We start from the raw sequence: 21313 nt of genomic DNA on the forward strand, positions 1-21313 counted from the left end.
AACTTATTTCAGGACAAGACAATACGCATCGTGGATTAATGCAATTTAATCTTGGGATGAACACTCCGGCGGAACAGATGTGATAACGAAAGCATCAGCACACGAAATGGGCCAAATAAAGCAACCTGATGCATTTTGTATAAAGACAAATACATCATGCGTGCCATCAGTCCTTCAACCTTCATACTGCCCTTGCTTAAATTACCCATCAGATTACCGACCGTACCATAGCGTCCTAAAGAAACCAGTGAACCATAGTCATGGTAGTGATATTCCGGCAGTTCCTTGTCTTTCATCCGATTGACAATAGACTTGTAAACCAGCGAGGCCATTTGGTGCGCGGCCTGGGCACGCGGGGGAACATTCTGATCCTGTCCTATCCATTTACAGGCACAGCAGTCACCTATCGCATAAATATCATCGTCAAATGTGGTTTGAAGCGTCTGTTTTACGACTAATTGGTTCATCCAGTTGGTTTCAAGCCCGTCAATATCTTTGAGAAACTCAGGCGCTTTAATGCCAGCAGCCCAGACCTTGATTGCGGCAGGGATATTACGGCCACTTTGCGTTTTGATCTCAGTATCAGTCACTTCTATGACACGCTCACCAGTAAGGATTTCTACGCCAAGTTCATTCAGCTCCTGTTGAGCCGCGGCAGAAATATTCTCGGGCAACCCAGGCAAAATACGATCAGCAGCTTCGATTAAAGTAAGCTTTACATCTTGTGGTTTAACTTCATCCAGTCCATAAGCATTTAACAGATGTGAGACTTCGTAGAGCTGCGCGCATAACTCGACGCCAGTAGCACCAGCACCGACAATGGCAATATTTAACTGCCCCTCATCAAGAGGGCGACCTTGCGTATGGGCACGCAGATAAGATTCTAATAACTGATTCTGGAAATATTCGGCTTGTTTAGTGGTATCCAGGAACAGACAATGATCGCTAACTCCTTTGATACCAAAGTCATGACTGACACTGCCAACAGAAATAATGAGATAGTCATAATCAAAACTACGACGCGGAATAATTTCAACACCGTCTTCGTTGAAGGTTGGCGCAACGGTTATTTGTTTATTTTGACGATCAAGGCCTTCCATTCTACCGAGACGAAAACGAAAACCACTGCACATGGCCTGACTCAAATATTCAATTTCGTCTTCATGAGAGTCAAGAGTTCCGGCAGCAACTTCATGTAAAAGGGGTTTCCAGATATGCGTGTGAGTACTACTCACCAGAGTAACTTGGGCTTTCTTTTTCTTACCAAGTTTTTTCCCCAGTTTGGTAACCAGTTCCAGGCCACCTGCTCCACCACCGACAACTACAATTTTTGGCACTTCTTCAGACATAGATATGCGACTCCCATCAATCCGTTGCAAATTATGTGGTTAATTTTAACTTATCTGTAAAGCCGTAACCTATCTAATTTTTACTACTAGGTCAGAGTCTGGCAAAATTCAAGGCTTAACATCAAGTGAGAACGAACAATGCAATCACGGCCTGAAAAGCCAAAACTGGCCTGGGCAATCACAGGGTCGGGGCATTATCTGGACGAATGTCTGGAAATAATCCGCGATTTACCTGATGTCGACTTGTTTTACAGCAGAGCCGGGGAAGAAGTTATCCGTATGTACGGTCACGATCCTAAGGCGTTGAACAATGGGGGACATGTCTATCGGGATAGAGCTGCCAGCTCACCGCCTGTCGGGTTATTTTATCGAGGCGATTACCACACCCTGGTAGTTGCACCGGCAACGTCAAACACCGTGGCCAAAATGGTAATGGGCTTATCTGATACGTTGGTTACCAATGTTTATGCGCAAGCAGGAAAATGCCGTGTACCAAGTATTGTATTAGCCTGTGATGCTATTCCTGAAGTTGATACCCCTGCTCCCGATCGGATGGTGCGATTATGGCCCAGAGCTGTGGATCTGGGGCATACCGAAAAACTGCGCACCTTTGAGGCGACAACCGTAGTGGAATCCGCAGAAGCGTTATACGAAACACTCAAAAAACGTCTGGAACAAGTTAACGCCGATCATGGCTGAAACCATTCTTTTTCTCACCGGAAAACTTGCTCAACCGAGTGTTGAAAAGGTGTTGAATGAAATGGCGCCTTTGCCGTTTGACTATAGAGTGCATCAGCTAGGCTTATCCGTGGCGGCATTAATGACAGATAAAATGATTGCTCGGCGGTTGAAAGCGGAAGACTACGCTGGATGCAAACAGATTATCGTTCCTGGACGATGTCGTGGGGATTTAGCAGAGTTGAGTAAAAATTTAGGTATCGAAGTCGTTCGCGGTCCAGATGAAATTAAAGATCTACCGGTGTTTTTTGGCAAAGCCCGAAAAATTCCAGATCTTAGTCGTTATGATGTAAATATTTTTGCTGAGATTGTCGATGCGCCGCAACGAGATATCGAAGGCATTCTGGAACGAGCCCGTTATTATGGGGACTCGGGTGCCAATGTGATTGACATCGGTTGCCTGCCGGAAGAAAAATTTCCATTAATGGAAGAAGCCATAGCCGCCCTGCATGACAATGGCTTTAAAGTTAGTGTGGACTCACTATCGATGGATGACTTGAGACGAGCGGCTAAAGCTGGGGCAGATTACCTGCTTAGTCTGACAGAAGACACCATCGATCTGGCTAAAGAAACCGATGCCATCCCTATTCTGGTGCCCGCAGAACCAGGATCCTTGGCATCGTTAGAACGCGCCATGGAAGCCATGGATAAAATCGGTAAACCCTGGATAGCCGATCCGATTCTGGATCCGATTCACTTTGGCCTGACCGACTCCATTGTTCGTTATCATACGCTAAGACAGAAATATCCCGATGCGCCAATGATGATGGGGATTGGTAACCTGACGGAGCTGACGGATGCGGATACCAACGGAATCAATGCCCTGCTGTTTGGCATTATTTCTGAGTTAAAAATTACCAATGTGCTGGCTACCGAAGTCAGCCCTCATGCCCGGCGAGCAATTAAAGAAGCAGACGTTGCTAGACGGATGATGTTTGCTGCACGAGATGATAATAGTCTGCCTCGTGATTTCACAGCAGACTTACTGGTCAGTCACGAACGCAGGCCATTTACGGATACGGAGCAGGAAATTATTCAGCTCTCGGAAAATATAAAAGATCCTAATTACCGGATTAAGATTGCCCCGCAGGGCATTTATGTTTTTAACCGTGATGGTTTGATACAGGATACCGATCCGTTTGCTTTTTATCCGCAATTGCAGGTTAAAGACGATCCAGGTCACGCCTTTTATCTTGGGGTGGAGTTGGCCCGTGCTCAGATAGCCTGGCAACTTGGCAAACGTTACACCCAGGACGAGGATTTGCAATGGGGTTGCGCCGTTGAGCCCGAGCCAGAGGATCTGACCGAGCAAAAAGCGGAAGGTACCACTATGAGAAAACGTAAACAGCGTGCCTGTGGAACGGCTGAAACTGAGAAACCAAATAAAAAGGAGCGCGCCTGTGGCACGGCTGATCAGTCGGATACATGAAGTTATCGTTGTCACGATAGCTGAAAATGGTAAACCGCATTTAGCACCAATGGGTATATCGGAAGTAAATGGTCACTTTCAGATTAAGCCCTTTAAGCCCTCGAGCACTTATGACAACCTGATCCGTCATGGCCAATGCTCAATTAATTTTGTCGATGATGTGCGGATTTTTGCCGGGGCGTTAACCGGCCACCGGGATTGGCCTACATCCCCTTGTCAGCAGATTGAGGGCGAGTACATCAGTGATGCGTTATCACATATCGAACTGGAGATGGTTCGATTGGAGGACACCGATCCACGTGCCTGTTTTTACGGTGCGGTGATTTGCGATGTTAATCACAAACCGTTCAGAGGTTTTAATCGTGCGCAGAATGCTGTGATAGAAGCGGCTATTCTGGTGAGTCGCCTGGACATGTTATCTGAACAGAAAATCCGTGAGGAGATCGCCTATCTCACCATTGCAATAGATAAAACCGCAGGTGAACGAGAACTGGAAGCATGGAACTGGTTAATGGAAAGAGTAAAACTTGCCAGAATAGAGTTAAATCATGACTAGGTGGCTGGCCAGCGTACAGTCCCTTGAGGAAGCTCAATCATTGGTTGAGCACCTACCAGATATCCTGGATATGAAAAACCCTTCACAAGGCGCTCTAGGCGCATTAACGCATCAAACCGTAACAGAGATTGTTCGCTGGGTTAATCATCGTTGTCTGTGCAGTGCGACGGTGGGAGATTTAACGATGCAGGCGGATATCTTATCTGCTGCAATTTCAGACATGGCTGCGACGGGTGTTGATTATGTCAAAATCGGTATCTTCGATGAACCGGATCTTAGCCGTTGCATTGAGCAACTCGAGTCAACAATCAAAGCCGTCCATACCCCAGTTATCGCGGTAATGTTTGCCGATCAGTTGCCAGTACAAAAAATGATTCCGACGTTAGCCAAAGCAGGTTTTGCCGGAGTAATGCTGGATACCGCCATAAAGAACGGTCAGGGTTTACTCGACCATTTATCCATCGGAACATTAAAGAGATTTGTAGTTGAAGCCAAATCCGCAGGGTTACTGTGCGGTTTGGCCGGTGCCTTGACAATCGAAAATATTCAGCAGCTAAGCCCGTTGGAAGCCGATTATTTAGGTTTTCGTAGTGCGTTATGTCATCAGCAGACCCGCACCAGTTTTCTGGATCCAGAGTTAGCTAAACAGATCCACAGCCAAATGAATGCAGGTATGCCAAAAGCCAAAACCGGTTAATTGCCAGCTGAAACGGTTCGTTTAACCAAAGCCATGACTAAAGGTCGTACGAACAAAATACATACAAATGCTGCTGGCATGGCGACTTTATAAGCAACCAATGCATCATAAAGAAGCTTTCCATTAATACCCTGATGTACTGCGGTAATAATCAAACACATCAATGCTGCCATAATCGAAGCCATGTAAAAGGCAAATACATAAGGTGTAAGGCGCGCTGGTAGTTTGCCAAATGTTCTTTTAGCCACGTTGACACAGTTGGAATTATTTTTCATTTAAGTCTCCAGCTCGTTGAATGCTGGGGCTACCTTACCGCTGGAAATTGCTTATCAGTAGCCGCTAGACACTATAAACACTCATAAGCTAATCTTACGAAACTATCAAACAATTGATATTAATGACTTATGGATACAATGCGCGGTGTGGAAACATTTGTTCGAGCAGTTGAATTGGGAAGTATTGCAGCCGCTGCACGCCGTCTTGGTATCAGCGCCGCGGCAGCCAGTCAAAATATTGCTCGACTGGAAACCGCGCTGGGAGCGCGTTTATTAACTCGAACAACTCGTAGTCTGGCCTTAACCGATAATGGTGAGGTGTATTTCCAGCGGGTCAAAGGCTTGTTGAATGAGCTGGAGCTTGCCAAACAAGCTGTTTCAGCGATGCAGGGTGAGGTTGGAGGAAAGCTCACCATTGCCTGTTCAGCTGCTTTTTCGCGGCATGTTTTGGCGCCATTAATTCCAGGGTTCAATCAACGTTATCCACAAATCAGTCTGGAATTACTGGCTACAGATCGACGTATTGATCATCTAAAAGAAGGTATTGATATCAGTATCCGTATTCGCCAACAATTACAGGATGGATTGGTGGCAAGACGAATTGCGACATTGCCATTAATCTTTTGTGCATCACCGGAATATCTCCAGCGAGCAGGTTATCCGGATACCCCGCAGGCTTTGTTAAATCATGATTGTTTGATGTTTCGGATCCCGGTGGATGGTCATATTTTCCGCTGGGCTTTTATTCGGGAAGGTCGGCGTTATGAGCCTGATATTAACGCAACAGCGGTAAGTGATGATATTGATATGTTGGCTAAAATGGCGGTAGCAGGTGGCGGCATAACCCGTTTGGCAGCATTTGTCGCAGAACCTTACCTGGCATCAGGTCAATTAAATCAATTATTTGGGGCGGAGCATCTGTCAGAGGTTAAAGCGGAAGCGGAACCCTTAGAGTTTTATTTCTGTGTGACAGATCGTTATGCCAAAACACCTAAAGTCGCCGCATTTTTTGATTATTTGTATGAGCATTTGCCCGACAAGTGGCATGTAAAAAGCGGGTAGAGAAAACGATTCTCCCTACCCGATTTTTCTAGCTAAGCGGCAAGTTGATTTCTCAACAATCTGGCAGCTGAAACCATCGCTTTCAGCGCCGGCTCTACTTCCTCCCAGCGACGGGTTTTCAAACCGCAGTCAGGATTGACCCATAATTGCTGCTTATCGATACGCTGTGCAGCGAGTTTTAATAACTCGACCATCGACTGTTCAGAGGGAGTGTTCGGGCTATGAATATCATAAACGCCGGGTCCAATCGCGTTTGGATAGTCAAAGTCACGAAATACATCCAGTAATTCCATCTGTGACCGGGAGGTTTCAATGGTGATCACATCGGCATCCATTGCGGCGATGGCTTCGATAATGTCATTAAACTCGGAATAACACATATGGGTATGGATCTGTGTTTCATCTCCTACTCCATTGGCTGAGATCTTGAAGCTTTCCACCGCCCAATCGAGATACGCCTGCCATTGAGATTGTCGTAAAGGCAAACCCTCACGTAACGCGGCTTCATCAATCTGGATGATTTTCACACCTGCGGCTTCCAAATCAATCACTTCATCACGAATGGCCAATGAAATTTGCTTACAAGTCTCGCTGCGCGATTGATCATCTCTGACAAACGACCAGTTGAGAATCGTAACTGGCCCCGTCAACATGCCCTTAACCGGTTTGTCAGTAAGAGATTGGGCATATTGGGTCCACTCTAACGTCATTGGACGCGGCCGTGATACATCACCAAAAATAATGGGTGGTTTAACACAGCGTGAACCATAGGACTGCACCCAGCCATTATCCGTAAATGCAAAGCCTTGTAGTTGTTGACCAAAATACTCGACCATGTCATTCCGTTCTGCTTCACCGTGCACCAAAACGTCCAGATCCAATTCCAGCTGTTTATCAATGGCGTAGCGAATTTCTGCCTGCATCTGCTGTTGATATTCGGCATTGCCCAGTTGGCCCAGACGAAATTGTTTACGTGCCTGACGAATCACATTGGTTTGTGGAAAAGAGCCGATGGTGGTGGTTGGAAATGCCGGTAACTGCAAATCAGCTTGTTGGATTGCGGCGCGTTCAGTGTAATTACTTTGACGCAGTGCCAGCTCGGGCTGGATAGCCTCGCAGCGTTGCTTGACTGCAGGATTGTGAACCCGAGTCGATTGCTGGCGGCGTTGAATGGCCTGATTATTGTCTGCCAGTTGTGTTGTTACGCTATCACGTCCTGCATTAAGTGCCCGAGCCAATACTTGCAGCTCATCCAGTTTTTGTACGGCAAAGGCTAACCAGTCATGTACCTCAGCATCCAGATGCTGTTCAGATTGCAAATCAATAGGCACATGTAACAGTGAGCAGCTTGGTGCCAGCCATAAGCGATTTGCAAGGCGTTTGTGTATCGGTTCAAGCAGATTAAGTGTTTGGTTTAAATTGGTTTTCCAGATGTTTCGACCATTGATAACCCCCAGCGATAAAATTTTATGCGATGGCAGCCAATCCACCACACGGATAATTTCATCCGCCGCGTTTATCGCATCAAGATGAAAGCCTGCCGTTGGTAATTCACATGCCAGTTGCAGATTCTGTTTTAGTTGACCGAAATAGGTGGTCAGAAGCAGCTTAACCTGAGACTTGGCTAATGAAAAATAGGCTTTTTGCAGAGCCTGCTGCCACTCAACAGAGAGCTCAGTAACCAGAATGGGTTCATCAATTTGTACCCATTCAACACCGGCCTTAGCTAATCCATCCAGAATTTCAGCATAAACCGGTAATATTCTTTCCAATAAAGCCAGTTTGTCGCTTTCATCTTTGGTTTTGCCCAGCCATAAATAGCTGACTGGACCAACCAATACAGGTTTAGCGTTGTAACCCGCAGTCTTTACTTCTGTAATTTGAGATAGCAATCTATCTGGATGAGCTGAAAAGTCGGTATCAGCAGTAAATTCAGGCACCAGATAGTGATAGTTGGTATCAAACCATTTAGTCATTTCAGCTGCGTCAATTTGATGATCACAGCAAGTCGAACCAGCCTGACCACGTGATGCCTGAAAATATTGGATTAAAGCATCGGCATTTTTATCCACCCTTGTCGGCAGATTGCCGAGCATCTGACTGGTGTCCAGCACATGGTCGTAAAAAGAAAAGTCTCCGACAGGCAACAGATCCAGTTCGCCTTGCAGTGCCCAATGCCGTAAACGTAATGTTTTGCCGGTTTCTTCTAATGCCTCGGTATTAATTTCGCCCCGCCAGTAGCGTTCCAATGCAAATTTTAATTCGCGTCGTTCACCAATACGTGGAAAACCAAGATTATGTGTGCTGACCATTCGATATCCTCTCAATCGGTTTTAAAGCAGCCCATTGTAATCAGCTTAATTTATGAGTAATAATGATGATTGTTAACAAATTTATGAGATATATTCATACATGATCGAGCGAGCGCATTTACGCATTATTCAGGCATTGGCTGAAAACGGCAGTTTAACGGCGGCAGCGAATGCATTATTTGTTACGCAATCGGCTTTATCTCATCAGATCCGCTACCTTGAGCAGAAATTGGAAATCAGTTTGTGGCAGCGCGATGGACGAAAATTAAGACTGACCCAGGCTGGTGAATTGATGTTGCAGGTTGCTCAGCAAGTTTTACCGGTTTTAGAGCAGACCGAGCAAACCTTGCAGGCATATGCTGAAGGACGTGCAGGAATACTGCGCATCGGCGTGGAATGTCATCCCTGTTATGAATGGCTGAAAAAAATTCTGGCTGATTTTCTGCGGGAAATGCCGCAGATGGATGTGGATATCGTGCATCAATTCCAGTTTTCCGGAATGGAAGGTCTGTTAAATCATCATATTGATTTGCTGGTGACACCGGATGCGGTTAATCAGGTTGGAGTACTTTATCAACCGATGTTTGATTATGAGCTGGTTTTGCTGGTGGAAGAAAATCACCCATTAGCCCGGCAAAGTTATATTGAGGCATCAGCTCTACAGAATGAGTTATTGCTGACCTTTCCGGTAGCCCATGAACGCCTGGATGTCTTTACTCAGTTTTTAATGCCTGCGGGAATTCATCCACGAAGCAAAGCCATGCAATCCATGGATATCATGGTACAAATGGTGGCCTTGCAAAGAGGTATAACCGTTTTGCCTAACTGGTTGGCGATGGAGTTTTGTCAAACCCTGCCGGTAAGGGCTATACGTCTTGGCAAAAAAGGCCTGGCTAAAAAACTTTTTGCGGCTATCAGAGAATCGGATGAAGAGGTCAGCTATTTACAACGGTTTATCACTCTCGGCAAACAATCCAGGATACCACCCCCTACGCTCTAACGCTTAGGTACGATCGTCCAGAACACGGTACAAGATTTCGCGGATGGACTGCGGTTCAAAAGGCTTATCAAGAATCGCTGAAACCCCTGCTTGTTCAACCTGACCCAGTCGGGTCTGATTTTGTTCACTGGTCACTACTAAGATCGGTACAAATGTATTGCCCATTTCGCTGCGAATGTGTTCCACCAGAGCCTGACCATCCATTTTTGGCATATTCAAATCGGTCACGACCAAATCAAAGCTTTGCTGTTTAAGAATTTCAATGGCTTCAATACCATTTTCAGCCTGATGAATCTGATTAATTCCCATGCTTTGAAAAACCCGACAAAGGTGATTTCGTGAGACCAGACTGTCATCAACCAGTAACACTTCCAGTTGATCGACTTCATAATTCTGCAATTCGATTTCAGTTGGATCAATGTGCTGTAGTGTTGTACGTATAGCTCTTTGCAGGTTCGCGTGATCAAAAGGTTTTGGCAGGATGGCGACCACTCCGGATTGTCGTAATGGTTCCAGGGCATCAATATTTGATTCGCTGGAGATCAGCATAAAATGCGTATTTTCCAGATTATCTATGCTGCGTATCGAGGAAAGTAGTTCGGTGGCAGTCATATCAGGCAGATACATTGCGCTGATAACGAGGTCAGGAGGATATTTTTGCATGGCTTCAATGGCTTGGGCCCCGTCATGAACACCGTCGATTTTAGTGACCCCCGCCTGTTGCAATTCGCGCATAATAATTTTCAGCTGAACGGAAGATGGTTCAACCAATAATATTGAGAGTTCTGATTCATTCAGTGAATACATGCGACTTCCGTTTTAGCGAATGACAAGACCCGTTTCGACTTGCTGGCGGGTAGTTTTATTGATCAATTTTTCGATAATCATCAAGGCAAAACTGATTGCCGTCCCCGGACCTCGTGAAGTAATGACGTTATTGTCACAAACGACAGCTTCATTACTGAGTTGGATTTCAGGCCACTCAACAGCCTCAAGTGCGCCAGGGTAACAGCTGACCTTGAGTCCCTTCAGTAAGCCGGAATGCGCTAACACCATCGGTGCCGCACATATTGCTCCAATCCATTTGTCGCCTTGATGCAAACGTTTAATCAGCGCATGAATGCGAGGATCGACATCAAGATTATTAGTGCCGGGTTGTCCTCCCGGCAAAATCAGCATATCAAAATCATCATTAATAACTTCATCCAGAGTGGTGTCCGCAACTAACCGGACACCACGACTGGCAGTGATTTGTTGATGCCTGGTTAAGCTGGCAGTAACAACGTTTATTTCCGCCCTTCTGAGAATATCTATCACAGTCACGGCTTCGAGCTCTTCAAAGCCTTCTGCAAGCGGTATTAATACAGTTTTCATGATGTGAATAACGTTTTAACGTTTGCTCATGAGGCTCATGCCTTTCAACAGGTTTAATGCTTGAGACAGCGGATAATCACGCAGCGCTAAAGGTTGTTTTTCCTCTTCATCTGCAGACGGTTTTTCGCCCAGCTCTTCCAGCATGCCATTTTCCAGATGACGACTCAGATCCGCCTCACGTAATGGTTGAAAGCCGTTATCTTCGGCTGCACTGATTTGCAGAGCATCAAGCTTGATATCCGGTTCAATACCATCCGCCTGTATGGAACGGCCGGATGGCGTGTAATAACGTGCAGTTGTCATTTTCACTGCCGTATCATTGGTCAGTGGCATAACCGTTTGAACGGATCCTTTGCCAAAGGTTTTAGTGCCAAGAATAACCGCTCGCTGATGGTCCTGCAGGGCGCCAGCCACGATTTCGGAAGCAGAAGCCGAACCACCGTTGACCAGCACCACAATCGGCGCCCCATTCAGCATATCGCCCGGTTTGGCGTGGAATTTTTGATCTGAATCCTGAATGCGGCCTTCAGTGTAAACAATCATGCCTTTGTTAAGGAAAGCGTCAGAAACTTCAACCGCTGCATCTAATACGCCACCCGGATTATTACGTAAATCCAAAACCAGGCCTTTTAATTTTCCACCATTGTCAGTTTTTAGTTGATTTATGGCCTCGCGCAGGCTTTCTCCCGTTGGAGATTGAAAGGTACTTATGCGGACATAGCCATAACCTGATTCTAAAGTTTCTGTACGGACGCTTTTCACTTTGATGATGGCGCGAGTCAATTCAAGCTTAAGCGGTTTATCAGCACCTTCACGGATAATTGTCAGCATAATTTTACTACCCGGTTCGCCGCGCATAATTTCAACTGCTTCAGCCAGGCTTAATCCTTTGACCGGAGTATCATCCAGACGAATAATTAAATCACCTGATTTGACACCAGCTTCTGCAGCTGGGGTTTCATCAATAGGCGCTACTACTTTAACGAAGCCATCTTCCATTGAGACTTCAATACCCAGGCCGCCAAATTCACCGGAGGTTCCTTCACGTAAATCTTTGAATTCACCTAAGTCCAAATAGGCTGAGTGGGGGTCGAGCCCGGATAACATGCCGCGAATGGCATTTTCCAGCAAAGTTTTGTCTTCCACCGGCTCAACATAACTGCTTTTTATACGGCCGAAAATTTCAGAGAAAGCCCTTAAATCATCAATCGGCAAGTCAGGTTTGGCGACAGGGTTTTTATCGGCTAACACCATTTGGCCAAAAATCAATGTGATGCCGATAATGACACCCGCTGTTACCAGCGCAAAATCTCGTTTCAAAAAGCGCATATGAACTTTATTCCTTATTTCTAATTAACCCTGCTTGCGCAGCCATTGTATCGGATTGGTTGGACTGCCTTTATGACGTACTTCAAAATATAATCCAGCGGTTTGTCTGACACCTTGGTCGCCACTCTGTGCAATTACCTGACCGGCTTTCACAACATCACCCGTGTTTTTAAGGAGACTGTCATTGTTGCCATAAAGTGTCATGAATTGTTCGCCATGGTCGATAATGATTAACAAGCCAAAGCCTTTCATCCAGTCGGCAAACACGACTCTTCCATCCGCGCTGGCCTTTACTGATGAACCTTTCTCAGAAGCTATCAGTATGCCCTTCCAACTGAGTTTATCAAGATTACGTTGACTACCATAGCTCGCCAGAATTTTCCCCGTCAAAGGCCACTGTAACTTTCCACTCAGACTCGAGAAACGTTCACTTGGTTTCACTGGCGCTGCAGGTGGAGGCCTTTTGGCCGCCTTTTTGGCAAGAGTGTCTAATAAAGACTGTAAATTTTTTTCTTCTTCTTTTAATGCTGAGAGTTGAGCATCTTGCCCGGAGATTTTCTTATTCAGTGCCGCAAGCGTTCTTTCCCGTTCAGCGGTTTGTTGTTTTAAAGCTTCCTGTTGCGACAGTTGTTGCTGTTCAAGTTCGCCAAGATTTTTTTTAACAGCATAAATGGCTTTTTCCTGTTCAGTTAAATTCTGTAATGTGGCTTGCAGGGCGTCAATCTGCTCCTGACGAGCGGTATGAAAATAACGGTAATACGTATTACTGCGACTGACATGTTCTGGTGATTGTTCTGACAATAATATCTTCAGGTAGCTTGGTTGAGCATTCATAAAGGCTGAGCGAATCTGTTCATTCAGCGCTGCCAGTTGTTTTTCCTGTTGCTGCTGGTTAAGTCCCTGCTGTTGCTGCAGATTGAGTAATTCGTCATCTTTGACAGCGATTGACTGTTTTATCTGGTTTAACTCACGGTTGATTTCTGAAACCTTAAGACTTTGTTTCTTTAATTGCTGTTGCAGTTCCGCCTGGGTTTTTTTATTGAGATTAAGGGTCTTATCCAATTCAGATATTTCGCCGCGTACTGCTTCCAGCTTTTTTGCTGATGAAGGTTCAGCGGCAATGGATAAAGGCATCACAAGCCATAAGAATAAAAGTAAACAGCGCATAAAAGGGTACGTGTTCAGGGTAATTTTACCAACAGGTGATTGTTCATTTCGGGCGGGATGGGCTGGCCTATCAGGTGCAGCATGGTGGGGGCAATATCAGACAAGCCACCCTGCTCTGCACATGTTGCTGGCCGTCCAGCATAAATGAAAGGGACAAGATTGCTGGTATGGGCGGTATGCGCCTGTCCCTTTTCGTCATCAAGCATCTTTTCAGCATTGCCATGATCTGCCGTGACCAGCATTTCGCCTCCGCTTTCCTTCAGTGCAGACCAGATTTTACCCAGACAATTATCCAATGCCTCAATAGCTTTGACTGTGGCATTAAAATTACCGGTATGTCCGACCATATCCGCATTGGCGAAGTTACAGATGATCACATCATATTGATTACTATGAATGGCTTTGACTAATCTTTCAGCCACCTCTGGTGCATTCATTTCAGGTTGCAGATCGTATGTATCAACTTTAGGGGAAGGCACCAGAATCCGATCCTCTCCTTCATAGGGGGCGTCACGCCCACCATTAAAAAAGAAAGTGACATGGGCGTATTTTTCAGTTTCGGCAATGCGTAACTGTCTTAAGCCAACGGCTGAAATACATTCACCCAGCAGGTTATTAAGCTTTTCAGGTGGAAAGGCTACCGGAACATTAAAATCTTTTTTATATTCAGTTAACGTGACAAATTGTGACAGCCTGGGTGAGCGTTGTTTAGGGAATTCATTAAACTCAGGTTCAATAAATGTCTGAGTCAACTCTCGAGCCCTATCAGCACGAAAGTTCATAAAAACAATGGCATCACCATCTTCGATGGGGGCTTTCTCACCGATTAAGGTTGCTTTGACAAACTCATCCGACTCCCCCCGAGCATAAGCCTGTTCCAAAGCGTTAATAGCATTGTCAGCCTGATAGTTTGCTTGGGCATTGGTGATTAAATCATAGGCTTGCTGAACTCTGTCCCAGCGTTTATCACGATCCATCGCATAATACCGCCCGATAATACTGGCAAAACGGCCCTTACCGGACGCATTGAAACTGGCGTGCATATTTTCAATGAATTTCTGTGCAGATTTAGGTGAGGTATCTCGACCATCCAGAAAGGCATGCAGATAGATTTTATTGGCACCACGCTCAGCCGCAAGCTTTACCATCGCCTGAATATGGCTTTCGTGGCTGTGCACTCCGCCATCAGACAGTAAACCAAGGATGTGCAGTGCCTTGTCGTTACGGAAAACATCATCCACAACATCAGTCAATGTTTGGTTCGTAAAAAATGATCCGGTGCGGATGGCGCGACTGATACGGGTGAATTCCTGATAAACAACTCGGCCGGCCCCAATGTTGAGATGGCCTACTTCAGAGTTCCCCATTTGTTCGCCTGGCAGGCCGACGCCTGCACCGGAGGCGTTGATCAGGGTGTGCGGGTAATCATTCCAAAGATGATCCCAGACAGGGGTGTTGGCTGCCATGATGGCATTATGCTTTGCTTCCTCACTATAACCCCAGCCATCCAGAATTATCAGCGCAAGTGGGCGGTGCATGTGGCTCATGGATTTATCCTTATATCACGGGTTGAGAAGGCTTGCGGTTGTCAAAAACAGTGAACACTGCAAATCAACAACAATGCTGTGTATTATATGGGCTTTTGTAATCAATTACAGTTGCAATCGCATTGACTGACATCATTTCACATACTGGAAACTCGCAAATGCATGCTTTAGATGAAGATATTGAACGCGCCGCATTTGCGCTGAAAGCAATGTCAAATCCATTGCGTTTGAAAATTCTTTGTACCTTAGGTGATAAAGAGCTGTCAGTGCAGGATATCGTCGATCATGTCGGCACCACACAGAGTAACGTGTCTCAGCATCTTGCCAAATTAAAAGAAAAAAATATTTTAGCGGCCAGACGAGATGCAAATCGGATATTTTACCGCGTTAAAGATGATCGTCTGTTGCGACTCATCAGTATGATGTGTGAACTATTTGGCACGAAATAAATATCATCAATATTCTTAATTTTAGGGTTGTTTAATGGAAAATCTGGGCGAATTTATTGTTAATCATTGGATACTGTCCAGCTTGTTTGTCGTACTGCTATGGTTGGTGTTTTCCGATTCCTTAACACGCAAACTAAGTGGTTTTAATACAGTTGATGTAACGACGGCTGTCAATCTGGTGAATCAGCAGAAAGGCTGTTTTGTGGATGTGCGTGATAAAGCCGCATTCGAAAGCTCACATATCGTTGATTCAGTGAACGTGCCGCTGGCAGATATCGATGCGAACCTGAAGCCATTAAAAAAGAAAGAGCAACCAATCGTCTTGGTTTGCGACAGCGGCCAACGCGCTAAATCTGCGGCAAAGCAGTTTAAGGCTCGTGGTTACACCAATATTCATGTGCTGTCTGGCGGCTTACACGCTTGGCGAGATGCCAAATTGCCGCTGTTCAGTTAAAAGCTTGGAACGCACTGTTATGAATAAAGTCATCATTTACTCATCCGCACATTGCCCTTATTGCGTTATGGCAAAGCAATTATTGGATCGTAAAGGCATTAGCTACGATGAAATCCGAGTGGATCAGCATCCTGAAAAACGTGAAGAAATGATGCAGAAAAGTCAGCGTCGTACCGTGCCGCAAATATTTATTAATGGTAAAGCAGTCGGTGGTTACACCGATTTGGTTGATATTGATCGTTCTGGTCAGCTCGATGCTTTACTGACAAAAAATTAAATTTTAACGAGAGGGAAAATCATGGCTGAAGAAAATGCAGCAGCAACAGAAGAGCAACAACCTAAATTCATCATTCAAAAAATCTATACCAAAGATATTTCATTTGAAACGCCTAATTCGCCGGCAATCTTTCGTGAAGAATGGAAGCCGAAACTGGATCTGCAGTTAGGTAATGAATATACCCGTCTCGATGAAGATACTCATGAAATCATTCTGATTGTTACCGTAACAGCCAAAGTGAATGATCAAGTTGCCTTTATTGCTGAGGTGAAGCAGGCTGGAATTTTCACTTTAACGGGTTACAGCAAAGAAGAAATGGGGCCTTTAGTTGGCAGTTATTGCCCGAATACGATTTTTCCTTTTGCCCGTGAAGTCGTTTCAGATGTCGTTATCAAAGGCGGTTTCCCGCAGTTGGTATTGGCACCAGTGAATTTTGATGCAGTTTACAGACATCAAATTGACCAGGCACGCCAGCAAACTGAAGCAGCACAGAATACGCATTAGAACCTGAATTCACGGCAATGACCTCATTTGCTTTAATGCCAACTTTAGTGATTGGTGCCGGTGCCTGGGGAACAGCGCTGGCGATTGCTATGGCCAGAAATGGCCATGAAATCTGGTTATGGGGCCGTGATAAAGAACAGCTTGCGCGAATAGCGGCAGAACGGATGAACAGCCGTTATCTGCCGGAAATTATTCTGCCGGACACATTAAAAATTGAAATGGATCTGGAAAAGGCGCTCACCCACTGCAAACATGTAATGGTGTCAGTGCCTAGCGCGGCTTTTAGTGAGACATTGCTGAGAATCAAACCTGTTTTGCCACAAGGTATTCCTGTTAGCTGGTCAACTAAAGGTTTAACGCCGCATACCGGTCAGTTTCTGCACGATACGGCGATTGAAATACTTGGTGCAAAACACTCACTGGCAGTCGTATCGGGCCCATCATTTGCAGCAGAAGTTGCAGCCGGATTGCCCACCGCTTTAACCGTAGCTTCCCGGAATACCGAATTTGCGAATGCATTAGCCAATGCCCTTCACAGCAGCACTTTACGAGCTTATACCACCAATGATGTGTTAGGTGTGCAAGTTGGTGGCACCGTTAAAAATGTGCTGGCAATCGCCGCAGGGATCTGTGATGGCCTGGGGTATGGTGCCAATGCGAGGGCAGCTTTATTAACACGAGGCATGGCTGAAATCATGCGCTTAGCCAGTACGTTGGGCGCTGAACCGGAAACCATGTTTGGCTTGTCTGGCATGGGAGATTTGATCCTCACTTGTACAGACAATCAGAGCCGTAACCGCCAGCTAGGCTTAGCCATAGGTTCCGGACTGACAGTTGATGAGGCGGTGTTAAAAGTGGGTAAAACAGTTGAAGGCATGCATGCTGCCAGAGAAGTTTTATTACGCGCGCAGCAAGCCGGAATTGAAATGCCGATTGTTGAGCAGGTATGCAAAATCCTGTTTGAAGGGTACGATCCGCGCAAATCTGTTCAGGCGTTATTATGTCGTGAACAAAAAGCAGAGTCTCCGGTAGTCGGATAAACGTGATACGAATTAATTGAGGAAATTTATATGCAAGGCATTGTGAAATACAGCAGCATCATTGCACTCAGTATGGCAATGACGGTCGGCTTGTCTGCCTGTGGCAACCCCTTCAGTAAAAAATCATCAAATGATGATGAAGTTGTCATGTCACAAAGTGGTCCGATACTTTGGGAATCAAATCTGCAATACGTTCGGTTGGTAGAGCGTGATCAGCCAGGTACCAATCAGCATCCGTTGCCAATAAATCAGGACGAAATGCGTGAGGTACTGTCATCGCTTTACGTCAACCAACGCGTATTATTAAGAACTCAGCAAGTCCCCTTGTTTTCTCCGGGTGAACTGCAAATTTTAAGTTCAACATTAGCGCAGGGGCTAAACCGTGCCCAGCCCAACGAAGATATTACGTTTGTTACCTTGGGTGTTCATGCCGGTGCGATTGCGGCAGAACGCAAAACCAATAGTGGCCGGGTATTTGTCGATAATAATGGCCGTTTGAATATCATTTTTGGTCTTCTGCATGAGGAGTACCGTGATAAAGAACAGTATACCGGCCAGGAGATTGATCGCCGGGTAAATCCATTATTACCGGGTAACCGTAGATCAGACTCTCAGCCAGCAACCAAAGTGGCTTTGGATAATGGTGTGTCATATTATCAAGAGGATGGATCGGAACGGTCTGACTGGGTTGTAATTGATATTCCAACCGTATTAGCCACTGCAGCCGAGCGGAAAGGCCAGGATACGGGTGCATTAACCCCGGAAATGCGTGAAGAGATTGCCAGAACCAAGCGCCAAACAGATAATCTGACTGACGATGTAGCCAATATCAAGGAAGTCCTGTTTGAAATGTCTGAGCAACTTGAACAGCTCAAACAGCAACTGGAAGAAAATAAGGAATAAACTATCCTGATGTCTTGTCCTGAAATAAGTGTCAACTTATTTCAGGACAAGACACTGCTATGAATAAATCAATAAGCCCTAAAGCCGATAACGCAGATCAGCGGATTTTGAACGGGGCATTTCAACATTTTTTGCCATGCTGAGCACTTTAAACAATTCCCCCATCTGTTGTGGCAACAATAAGCGTTTTAATGCTGCAGCCTGCTGCATCTGATGAAAGGCTGGATTTGCATTATCCTGACTAAGATTAAGAATATCACCTGCCAGCAGGAAATCACTCTGTCTTTGATAACCTTCTACCTGAAGTCCTTTTTCATAAGCAGTTTCAGCCAGCGCAGTGAAATCAACATGAGCAGTGATATCCTGTAAACCCACTAAAATCAGCGGATCATTATGTGCCTGATGATGGTAGTGACAGCGCAACATGCCCTGATGACGCAGTGGATGAAAATAATCACTGGCCTCATAACCATAATCAATTATATAAATGCCACCCTGTTCAAGCATATCGGCAATAGTTGCAAGCCAGGCAGTTGCTTGCATCGCTATTTCAGTCTGATAGGGGAATTGTTCCAGTAAAGGATGAATTTGTTCACAACGAGACTTTAAATAGGTATTGGTTAAGGGTTGTGTCTGCCAATCAAGCTTTGCATTTTTGAGCCCTACCCCGATCTCATGCAGCTGATCTTTTTCAAACAGAACCTGATGTATCGGCATCGCGTCACAGACTTCATTGGCAACGATAACGCCGGTAAACTTGTTGGGAAGCTGATCCAGCCAGACAACCCGGTTTTGCTGGACACCAAAAATTTTATTTATTTTTTGACGCTGTACTTCACGTAAGTGAGCGCTTGCTTCAATAATGTAGTAATGTTTTGGCAGGCAGTCGATCTCACTCAGATAGAGCAACAGATCCACGGCCATCTGGCCACTGCCAGCACCAAATTCCAGGCAATCTGCCGCCGGTATTTGTCTGAGCACATCAGCAATATGATTGCCCAGCGCCATAGAAAATAACGGGCTTATTTCCGGTGCTGTAATAAAATCCCCAGCTTCGCCGATCTTGCTTAAGCCATTGCTGTAATAACCGAGTCCAGGTTGGTATAAGGCCATCTGCATAAATTCAGCAAAGCTCAGCCAACCATTACGGTCTTCTATGGTCTGAAAAATCAGTTGCAACAGTTGATCGCTATGCTGTTGCGCAATGGGGTCAGGTGCAGGTAACTTGGCGGTATGTTTCATTTAGTCGGTAATTTCAGTGAATAATCCCATTTTAGTAACAGGTGCCGGAAAGCGAGTCGGATTTCATATCGCTTCCAGGCTAAAGCAGGATGGTTATGAGGTATTGGCACATTACCGTACTGAAACGGATGATGTCCAAAAACTAAAACAATTAGGCATCCAGACTGTTCAGGCGGATTTGCAGGATACTGCCAGCATTATGGGGTTTATCGACAAACTGCAGCAATTCAGTCCGGCTTATCGAGGCATTGTGCATAATGCCTCAGCATTTACACCGACAGCAGATGATTTGATTGAGGCTGCGGAGCAATATCAACATTTTTTTACCATACATATGTTAGCGCCGTTTCTGATCAATCAGGCGTTATCAAAGCTGTTAAAGGGACCAGGCAATGATCCGGCCGATATTATTCATATCACCGATATCAATGTTGAAAACCCTACCCCGCGTTTTGATATTTATGGCACAACCAAAGCGGGATTGCATAACCTGACGCTGGTGTCGGCAAAAAAACTTGCTCCGCAGATCAAGGTGAATTCAGTGGCTCCGGGACCCGTTTTATTCACCGAGTCACATACACAGGAAGCTAGACAGAAGATGTTGTCTGAAACCCCGCTTGCTCGTGAAGGTGGTGCCGAGCCAGTTTATCTCGCCATAAAAAGCTTGCTAGAGAACCCCTTTATTACCGGTGCGACTATCCCGGTAGATGGTGGTCGCCGTCTCTCCAAAGCGTAAGTCAGACGTTTGTATCAAAACGCCTGCAGGAGGCGTGACTTCTGCAGTGTCAGTTAGATAACTGAGCAGCTCTCGAATAATGGGGTAAAGAAAATACTCATCAGTAATACTGCTGACCGGGATATCAGCTTCTTCTGGCAAACTCAGCTTTTTCAGAATATCGATATCGGCTGGTCGATCTTTGGTTTTGCTTAACGGATCATCCCGATCCCGACCTAAACTAATTTCAATTTGATTGCAGAAGCGCTTTAATTCTATCTCGGACAAATCGGTTTCAACGAAGACGATGGCATTGAGGAAATCCCGATGACTATTCATGCCCACCGGCGGGATTTTTAATACTCGGCTTAGTTTTAGTTCTTTAAACTCTTGCAGCAGCGCAATGACCATTTTTTCGGTATTTTGCTGAGGATTTATGTTGCTGCCTAAACCAAGCAGATAACCTTGTCGCTGTTTCATTCGCTGGAGCGCTCAATCACAATTTGTGCCTGGTTTTTACCATGCAATTGAACAGGTTTGGTTAAGGTGAGTTTGAGTCGCGGAATGGCAAAGGTCTTGAGTAAAAGTTGCGCGACCTCTTCAGCCAGGCTTTCAATTAACAGATATCGACTATTGCTGACAAACTCGACAACGACATTGGCAACCGCACCATAATCCAATGTATTGGTTATATCATCTGATGCAGCGGCTTTACGGATATCCCAATCCATTTCAAAATCAAAGCGCAATGTTTGTAGTGTTTCGCGCTCCCAATCATAGATGCCGATAATCGTGTCAATTTTCAAATCATTTAGAAAAATTTTATCCATGATGTCGCTTCAATGTTGGCAAAAGTGGTAATGGTACTGAATAATACCGCTACATTTTCAAAGG

Annotated in this window: 24 protein-coding genes; 13 read left to right on the top strand and 11 right to left on the bottom strand. The window is 45.4% G+C overall.

Going from position 1 to position 21313, the window contains the following annotated elements; genetic code table 11:
- Positions 1 to 35: 35 nt before the first annotated feature.
- Positions 36 to 1349 carry an NAD(P)/FAD-dependent oxidoreductase gene (locus B2337_RS13195; RefSeq protein ID WP_292361066.1) on the bottom strand — a complete coding sequence of 438 codons (1314 nt, stop codon included), beginning with the start codon at positions 1347 to 1349 and terminating at the stop codon, positions 36 to 38.
- A 138-nt stretch (positions 1350 to 1487) separates the two neighbouring features.
- Here B2337_RS13195 and B2337_RS13200 point away from each other — a divergent pair, with 138 nt between their 5' ends.
- The 4 genes from B2337_RS13200 to B2337_RS13215 are packed head-to-tail and all read left to right on the top strand — an operon-like array spanning position 1488 to position 4769.
- A complete protein-coding gene (locus B2337_RS13200; RefSeq protein ID WP_292413788.1) occupies positions 1488 to 2048 on the top strand; it encodes a flavoprotein in 561 nt (186 codons plus the stop codon).
- Positions 2041 to 3516 carry a DUF6513 domain-containing protein gene (locus tag B2337_RS13205; RefSeq protein ID WP_292413790.1) on the top strand — a complete coding sequence of 492 codons (1476 nt, stop codon included), beginning with the start codon at positions 2041 to 2043 and terminating at the stop codon, positions 3514 to 3516. The genes B2337_RS13200 and B2337_RS13205 overlap by 8 nt, the downstream gene beginning before the upstream one ends.
- On the top strand, positions 3488 to 4072 hold the full coding sequence (locus tag B2337_RS13210) for a DUF447 domain-containing protein (protein ID WP_292413792.1): 585 nt from the start codon (positions 3488 to 3490) through the stop codon (positions 4070 to 4072). Before B2337_RS13205 ends, B2337_RS13210 begins: the two co-directional genes overlap by 29 nt.
- Entirely contained in the window at positions 4065 to 4769 is a 705-nt protein-coding gene (locus B2337_RS13215) for a (5-formylfuran-3-yl)methyl phosphate synthase (RefSeq protein ID WP_292413793.1), read from the top strand. The genes B2337_RS13210 and B2337_RS13215 overlap by 8 nt, the downstream gene beginning before the upstream one ends.
- On the opposite strand, the gene B2337_RS13220 is transcribed toward B2337_RS13215, so the two are convergent.
- The gene (locus tag B2337_RS13220) at positions 4766 to 5044 is read right to left on the bottom strand and encodes a DUF2798 domain-containing protein (protein ID WP_292361057.1); all 279 of its coding nucleotides are present in this window, start codon (positions 5042 to 5044) and stop codon (positions 4766 to 4768) included. The genes B2337_RS13215 and B2337_RS13220 overlap by 4 nt on opposite strands.
- 129 nt (positions 5045 to 5173) lie before the next feature.
- Here B2337_RS13220 and B2337_RS13225 point away from each other — a divergent pair, with 129 nt between their 5' ends.
- The gene (locus B2337_RS13225; RefSeq protein WP_292413796.1) at positions 5174 to 6106 is read left to right on the top strand and encodes a LysR family transcriptional regulator; all 933 of its coding nucleotides are present in this window, start codon (positions 5174 to 5176) and stop codon (positions 6104 to 6106) included.
- Positions 6107 to 6138: 32 nt separating this feature from the next.
- On the opposite strand, the gene metE is transcribed toward B2337_RS13225, so the two are convergent.
- A complete protein-coding gene (gene metE, locus B2337_RS13230; protein WP_292413799.1) occupies positions 6139 to 8418 on the bottom strand; it encodes a 5-methyltetrahydropteroyltriglutamate--homocysteine S-methyltransferase in 2280 nt (759 codons plus the stop codon).
- A gap of 100 nt (positions 8419 to 8518) precedes the next feature.
- Here metE and B2337_RS13235 point away from each other — a divergent pair, with 100 nt between their 5' ends.
- Entirely contained in the window at positions 8519 to 9418 is a 900-nt protein-coding gene (locus tag B2337_RS13235; RefSeq protein ID WP_292413802.1) for a LysR family transcriptional regulator, read from the top strand.
- Positions 9419 to 9421: 3 nt separating this feature from the next.
- Here the strand turns inward: B2337_RS13235 and B2337_RS13240 are convergent, their stop codons facing one another.
- The 5 genes from B2337_RS13240 to gpmI are packed head-to-tail and all read right to left on the bottom strand — an operon-like array spanning position 9422 to position 14835.
- Complete coding sequence (locus B2337_RS13240; protein WP_292361051.1) at positions 9422 to 10225, bottom strand: response regulator; 804 nt, start codon at positions 10223 to 10225, stop codon at positions 9422 to 9424.
- A gap of 12 nt (positions 10226 to 10237) precedes the next feature.
- Complete coding sequence (locus tag B2337_RS13245; RefSeq protein ID WP_292413805.1) at positions 10238 to 10792, bottom strand: DJ-1 family glyoxalase III; 555 nt, start codon at positions 10790 to 10792, stop codon at positions 10238 to 10240.
- Between the two features lie 15 nt (positions 10793 to 10807).
- Positions 10808 to 12121, bottom strand: coding sequence for a S41 family peptidase (locus tag B2337_RS13250; RefSeq protein WP_292361047.1), 1314 nt, complete (start codon positions 12119 to 12121; stop codon positions 10808 to 10810).
- Positions 12122 to 12145: 24 nt separating this feature from the next.
- Positions 12146 to 13255: a murein hydrolase activator EnvC family protein gene (locus B2337_RS13255; protein WP_292413807.1), complete on the bottom strand. Its 1110-nt coding sequence runs from the start codon at positions 13253 to 13255 to the stop codon at positions 12146 to 12148.
- 47 nt (positions 13256 to 13302) lie between these two features.
- Positions 13303 to 14835: a 2,3-bisphosphoglycerate-independent phosphoglycerate mutase gene (gene gpmI / locus B2337_RS13260; protein WP_292413808.1), complete on the bottom strand. Its 1533-nt coding sequence runs from the start codon at positions 14833 to 14835 to the stop codon at positions 13303 to 13305.
- A gap of 158 nt (positions 14836 to 14993) precedes the next feature.
- Between gpmI and B2337_RS13265 the strand changes: the two genes are divergently transcribed.
- Genes B2337_RS13265 through B2337_RS13290 form a run of 6 tightly spaced genes read left to right on the top strand, consistent with a single transcriptional unit; the run spans position 14994 to position 18462 of the window.
- Positions 14994 to 15284, top strand: a complete 291-nt coding sequence (locus tag B2337_RS13265) for an ArsR/SmtB family transcription factor (RefSeq protein ID WP_292361041.1) — start codon at positions 14994 to 14996, stop codon at positions 15282 to 15284.
- A gap of 34 nt (positions 15285 to 15318) precedes the next feature.
- The gene (locus B2337_RS13270) at positions 15319 to 15738 is read left to right on the top strand and encodes a rhodanese-like domain-containing protein (protein ID WP_292361039.1); all 420 of its coding nucleotides are present in this window, start codon (positions 15319 to 15321) and stop codon (positions 15736 to 15738) included.
- Positions 15739 to 15757: 19 nt separating this feature from the next.
- Positions 15758 to 16015 (top strand): glutaredoxin 3, encoded by a 258-nt coding sequence (gene grxC / locus B2337_RS13275; protein ID WP_292361037.1) that lies wholly within the window; start codon positions 15758 to 15760, stop codon positions 16013 to 16015.
- A 21-nt stretch (positions 16016 to 16036) separates the two neighbouring features.
- Entirely contained in the window at positions 16037 to 16519 is a 483-nt protein-coding gene (gene secB, locus B2337_RS13280; RefSeq protein ID WP_292361035.1) for a protein-export chaperone SecB, read from the top strand.
- A gap of 17 nt (positions 16520 to 16536) precedes the next feature.
- Positions 16537 to 17559 carry an NAD(P)H-dependent glycerol-3-phosphate dehydrogenase gene (locus B2337_RS13285; protein ID WP_292361033.1) on the top strand — a complete coding sequence of 341 codons (1023 nt, stop codon included), beginning with the start codon at positions 16537 to 16539 and terminating at the stop codon, positions 17557 to 17559.
- A gap of 30 nt (positions 17560 to 17589) precedes the next feature.
- Positions 17590 to 18462 (top strand): hypothetical protein, encoded by an 873-nt coding sequence (locus B2337_RS13290; RefSeq protein WP_292361031.1) that lies wholly within the window; start codon positions 17590 to 17592, stop codon positions 18460 to 18462.
- A 78-nt stretch (positions 18463 to 18540) separates the two neighbouring features.
- Here the strand turns inward: B2337_RS13290 and B2337_RS13295 are convergent, their stop codons facing one another.
- A complete protein-coding gene (locus B2337_RS13295; protein WP_292413811.1) occupies positions 18541 to 19704 on the bottom strand; it encodes a class I SAM-dependent methyltransferase in 1164 nt (387 codons plus the stop codon).
- Between the two features lie 16 nt (positions 19705 to 19720).
- Here B2337_RS13295 and B2337_RS13300 point away from each other — a divergent pair, with 16 nt between their 5' ends.
- A complete protein-coding gene (locus B2337_RS13300) occupies positions 19721 to 20440 on the top strand; it encodes an SDR family oxidoreductase (protein ID WP_292413814.1) in 720 nt (239 codons plus the stop codon).
- Here the strand turns inward: B2337_RS13300 and folK are convergent.
- Both folK and folB read right to left on the bottom strand, forming a co-directional pair.
- A complete protein-coding gene (gene folK / locus B2337_RS13305) occupies positions 20372 to 20899 on the bottom strand; it encodes a 2-amino-4-hydroxy-6-hydroxymethyldihydropteridine diphosphokinase (protein ID WP_292361020.1) in 528 nt (175 codons plus the stop codon). The two genes, B2337_RS13300 and folK, sit on opposite strands and share 69 nt — an antisense overlap.
- A complete protein-coding gene (gene folB, locus B2337_RS13310; RefSeq protein WP_292361019.1) occupies positions 20896 to 21249 on the bottom strand; it encodes a dihydroneopterin aldolase in 354 nt (117 codons plus the stop codon). The genes folK and folB overlap by 4 nt, the downstream gene beginning before the upstream one ends.
- Positions 21250 to 21313 lie beyond the last annotated feature (64 nt).

It is taken from the genome of Methylophaga sp. UBA3192, assembly GCA_002363955.1.
In the GTDB taxonomy this organism is placed as follows: domain Bacteria; phylum Pseudomonadota; class Gammaproteobacteria; order Nitrosococcales; family Methylophagaceae; genus Methylophaga.

Bases quoted from the DNA above. Each gene is read 5' to 3' on its own strand.
- B2337_RS13195 (WP_292361066.1), bottom strand. From the start codon at position 1,349: ATGTCTGAAGAAGTGCCAAAAATTGTAGTTGTCGGTGGTGGAGCAGGT.
- B2337_RS13200 (WP_292413788.1), top strand. From the start codon at position 1,488: ATGCAATCACGGCCTGAAAAGCCAAAACTGGCCTGGGCAATCACAGGG.
- B2337_RS13205 (WP_292413790.1), top strand. From the start codon at position 2,041: ATGGCTGAAACCATTCTTTTTCTCACCGGAAAACTTGCTCAACCGAGT.
- B2337_RS13215 (WP_292413793.1), top strand. From the start codon at position 4,065: ATGACTAGGTGGCTGGCCAGCGTACAGTCCCTTGAGGAAGCTCAATCA.
- B2337_RS13220 (WP_292361057.1), bottom strand. From the start codon at position 5,044: ATGAAAAATAATTCCAACTGTGTCAACGTGGCTAAAAGAACATTTGGC.
- B2337_RS13225 (WP_292413796.1), top strand. From the start codon at position 5,174: ATGGATACAATGCGCGGTGTGGAAACATTTGTTCGAGCAGTTGAATTG.
- metE (WP_292413799.1), bottom strand. From the start codon at position 8,418: ATGGTCAGCACACATAATCTTGGTTTTCCACGTATTGGTGAACGACGC.
- B2337_RS13235 (WP_292413802.1), top strand. From the start codon at position 8,519: ATGATCGAGCGAGCGCATTTACGCATTATTCAGGCATTGGCTGAAAAC.
- B2337_RS13240 (WP_292361051.1), bottom strand. From the start codon at position 10,225: ATGTATTCACTGAATGAATCAGAACTCTCAATATTATTGGTTGAACCA.
- B2337_RS13245 (WP_292413805.1), bottom strand. From the start codon at position 10,792: ATGAAAACTGTATTAATACCGCTTGCAGAAGGCTTTGAAGAGCTCGAA.
- B2337_RS13250 (WP_292361047.1), bottom strand. From the start codon at position 12,121: ATGCGCTTTTTGAAACGAGATTTTGCGCTGGTAACAGCGGGTGTCATT.
- B2337_RS13255 (WP_292413807.1), bottom strand. From the start codon at position 13,255: ATGCCTTTATCCATTGCCGCTGAACCTTCATCAGCAAAAAAGCTGGAA.
- gpmI (WP_292413808.1), bottom strand. From the start codon at position 14,835: ATGAGCCACATGCACCGCCCACTTGCGCTGATAATTCTGGATGGCTGG.
- B2337_RS13265 (WP_292361041.1), top strand. From the start codon at position 14,994: ATGCATGCTTTAGATGAAGATATTGAACGCGCCGCATTTGCGCTGAAA.
- B2337_RS13270 (WP_292361039.1), top strand. From the start codon at position 15,319: ATGGAAAATCTGGGCGAATTTATTGTTAATCATTGGATACTGTCCAGC.
- grxC (WP_292361037.1), top strand. From the start codon at position 15,758: ATGAATAAAGTCATCATTTACTCATCCGCACATTGCCCTTATTGCGTT.
- secB (WP_292361035.1), top strand. From the start codon at position 16,037: ATGGCTGAAGAAAATGCAGCAGCAACAGAAGAGCAACAACCTAAATTC.
- B2337_RS13285 (WP_292361033.1), top strand. From the start codon at position 16,537: ATGACCTCATTTGCTTTAATGCCAACTTTAGTGATTGGTGCCGGTGCC.
- B2337_RS13290 (WP_292361031.1), top strand. From the start codon at position 17,590: ATGCAAGGCATTGTGAAATACAGCAGCATCATTGCACTCAGTATGGCA.
- B2337_RS13295 (WP_292413811.1), bottom strand. From the start codon at position 19,704: ATGAAACATACCGCCAAGTTACCTGCACCTGACCCCATTGCGCAACAG.
- folK (WP_292361020.1), bottom strand. From the start codon at position 20,899: ATGAAACAGCGACAAGGTTATCTGCTTGGTTTAGGCAGCAACATAAAT.
- folB (WP_292361019.1), bottom strand. From the start codon at position 21,249: ATGGATAAAATTTTTCTAAATGATTTGAAAATTGACACGATTATCGGC.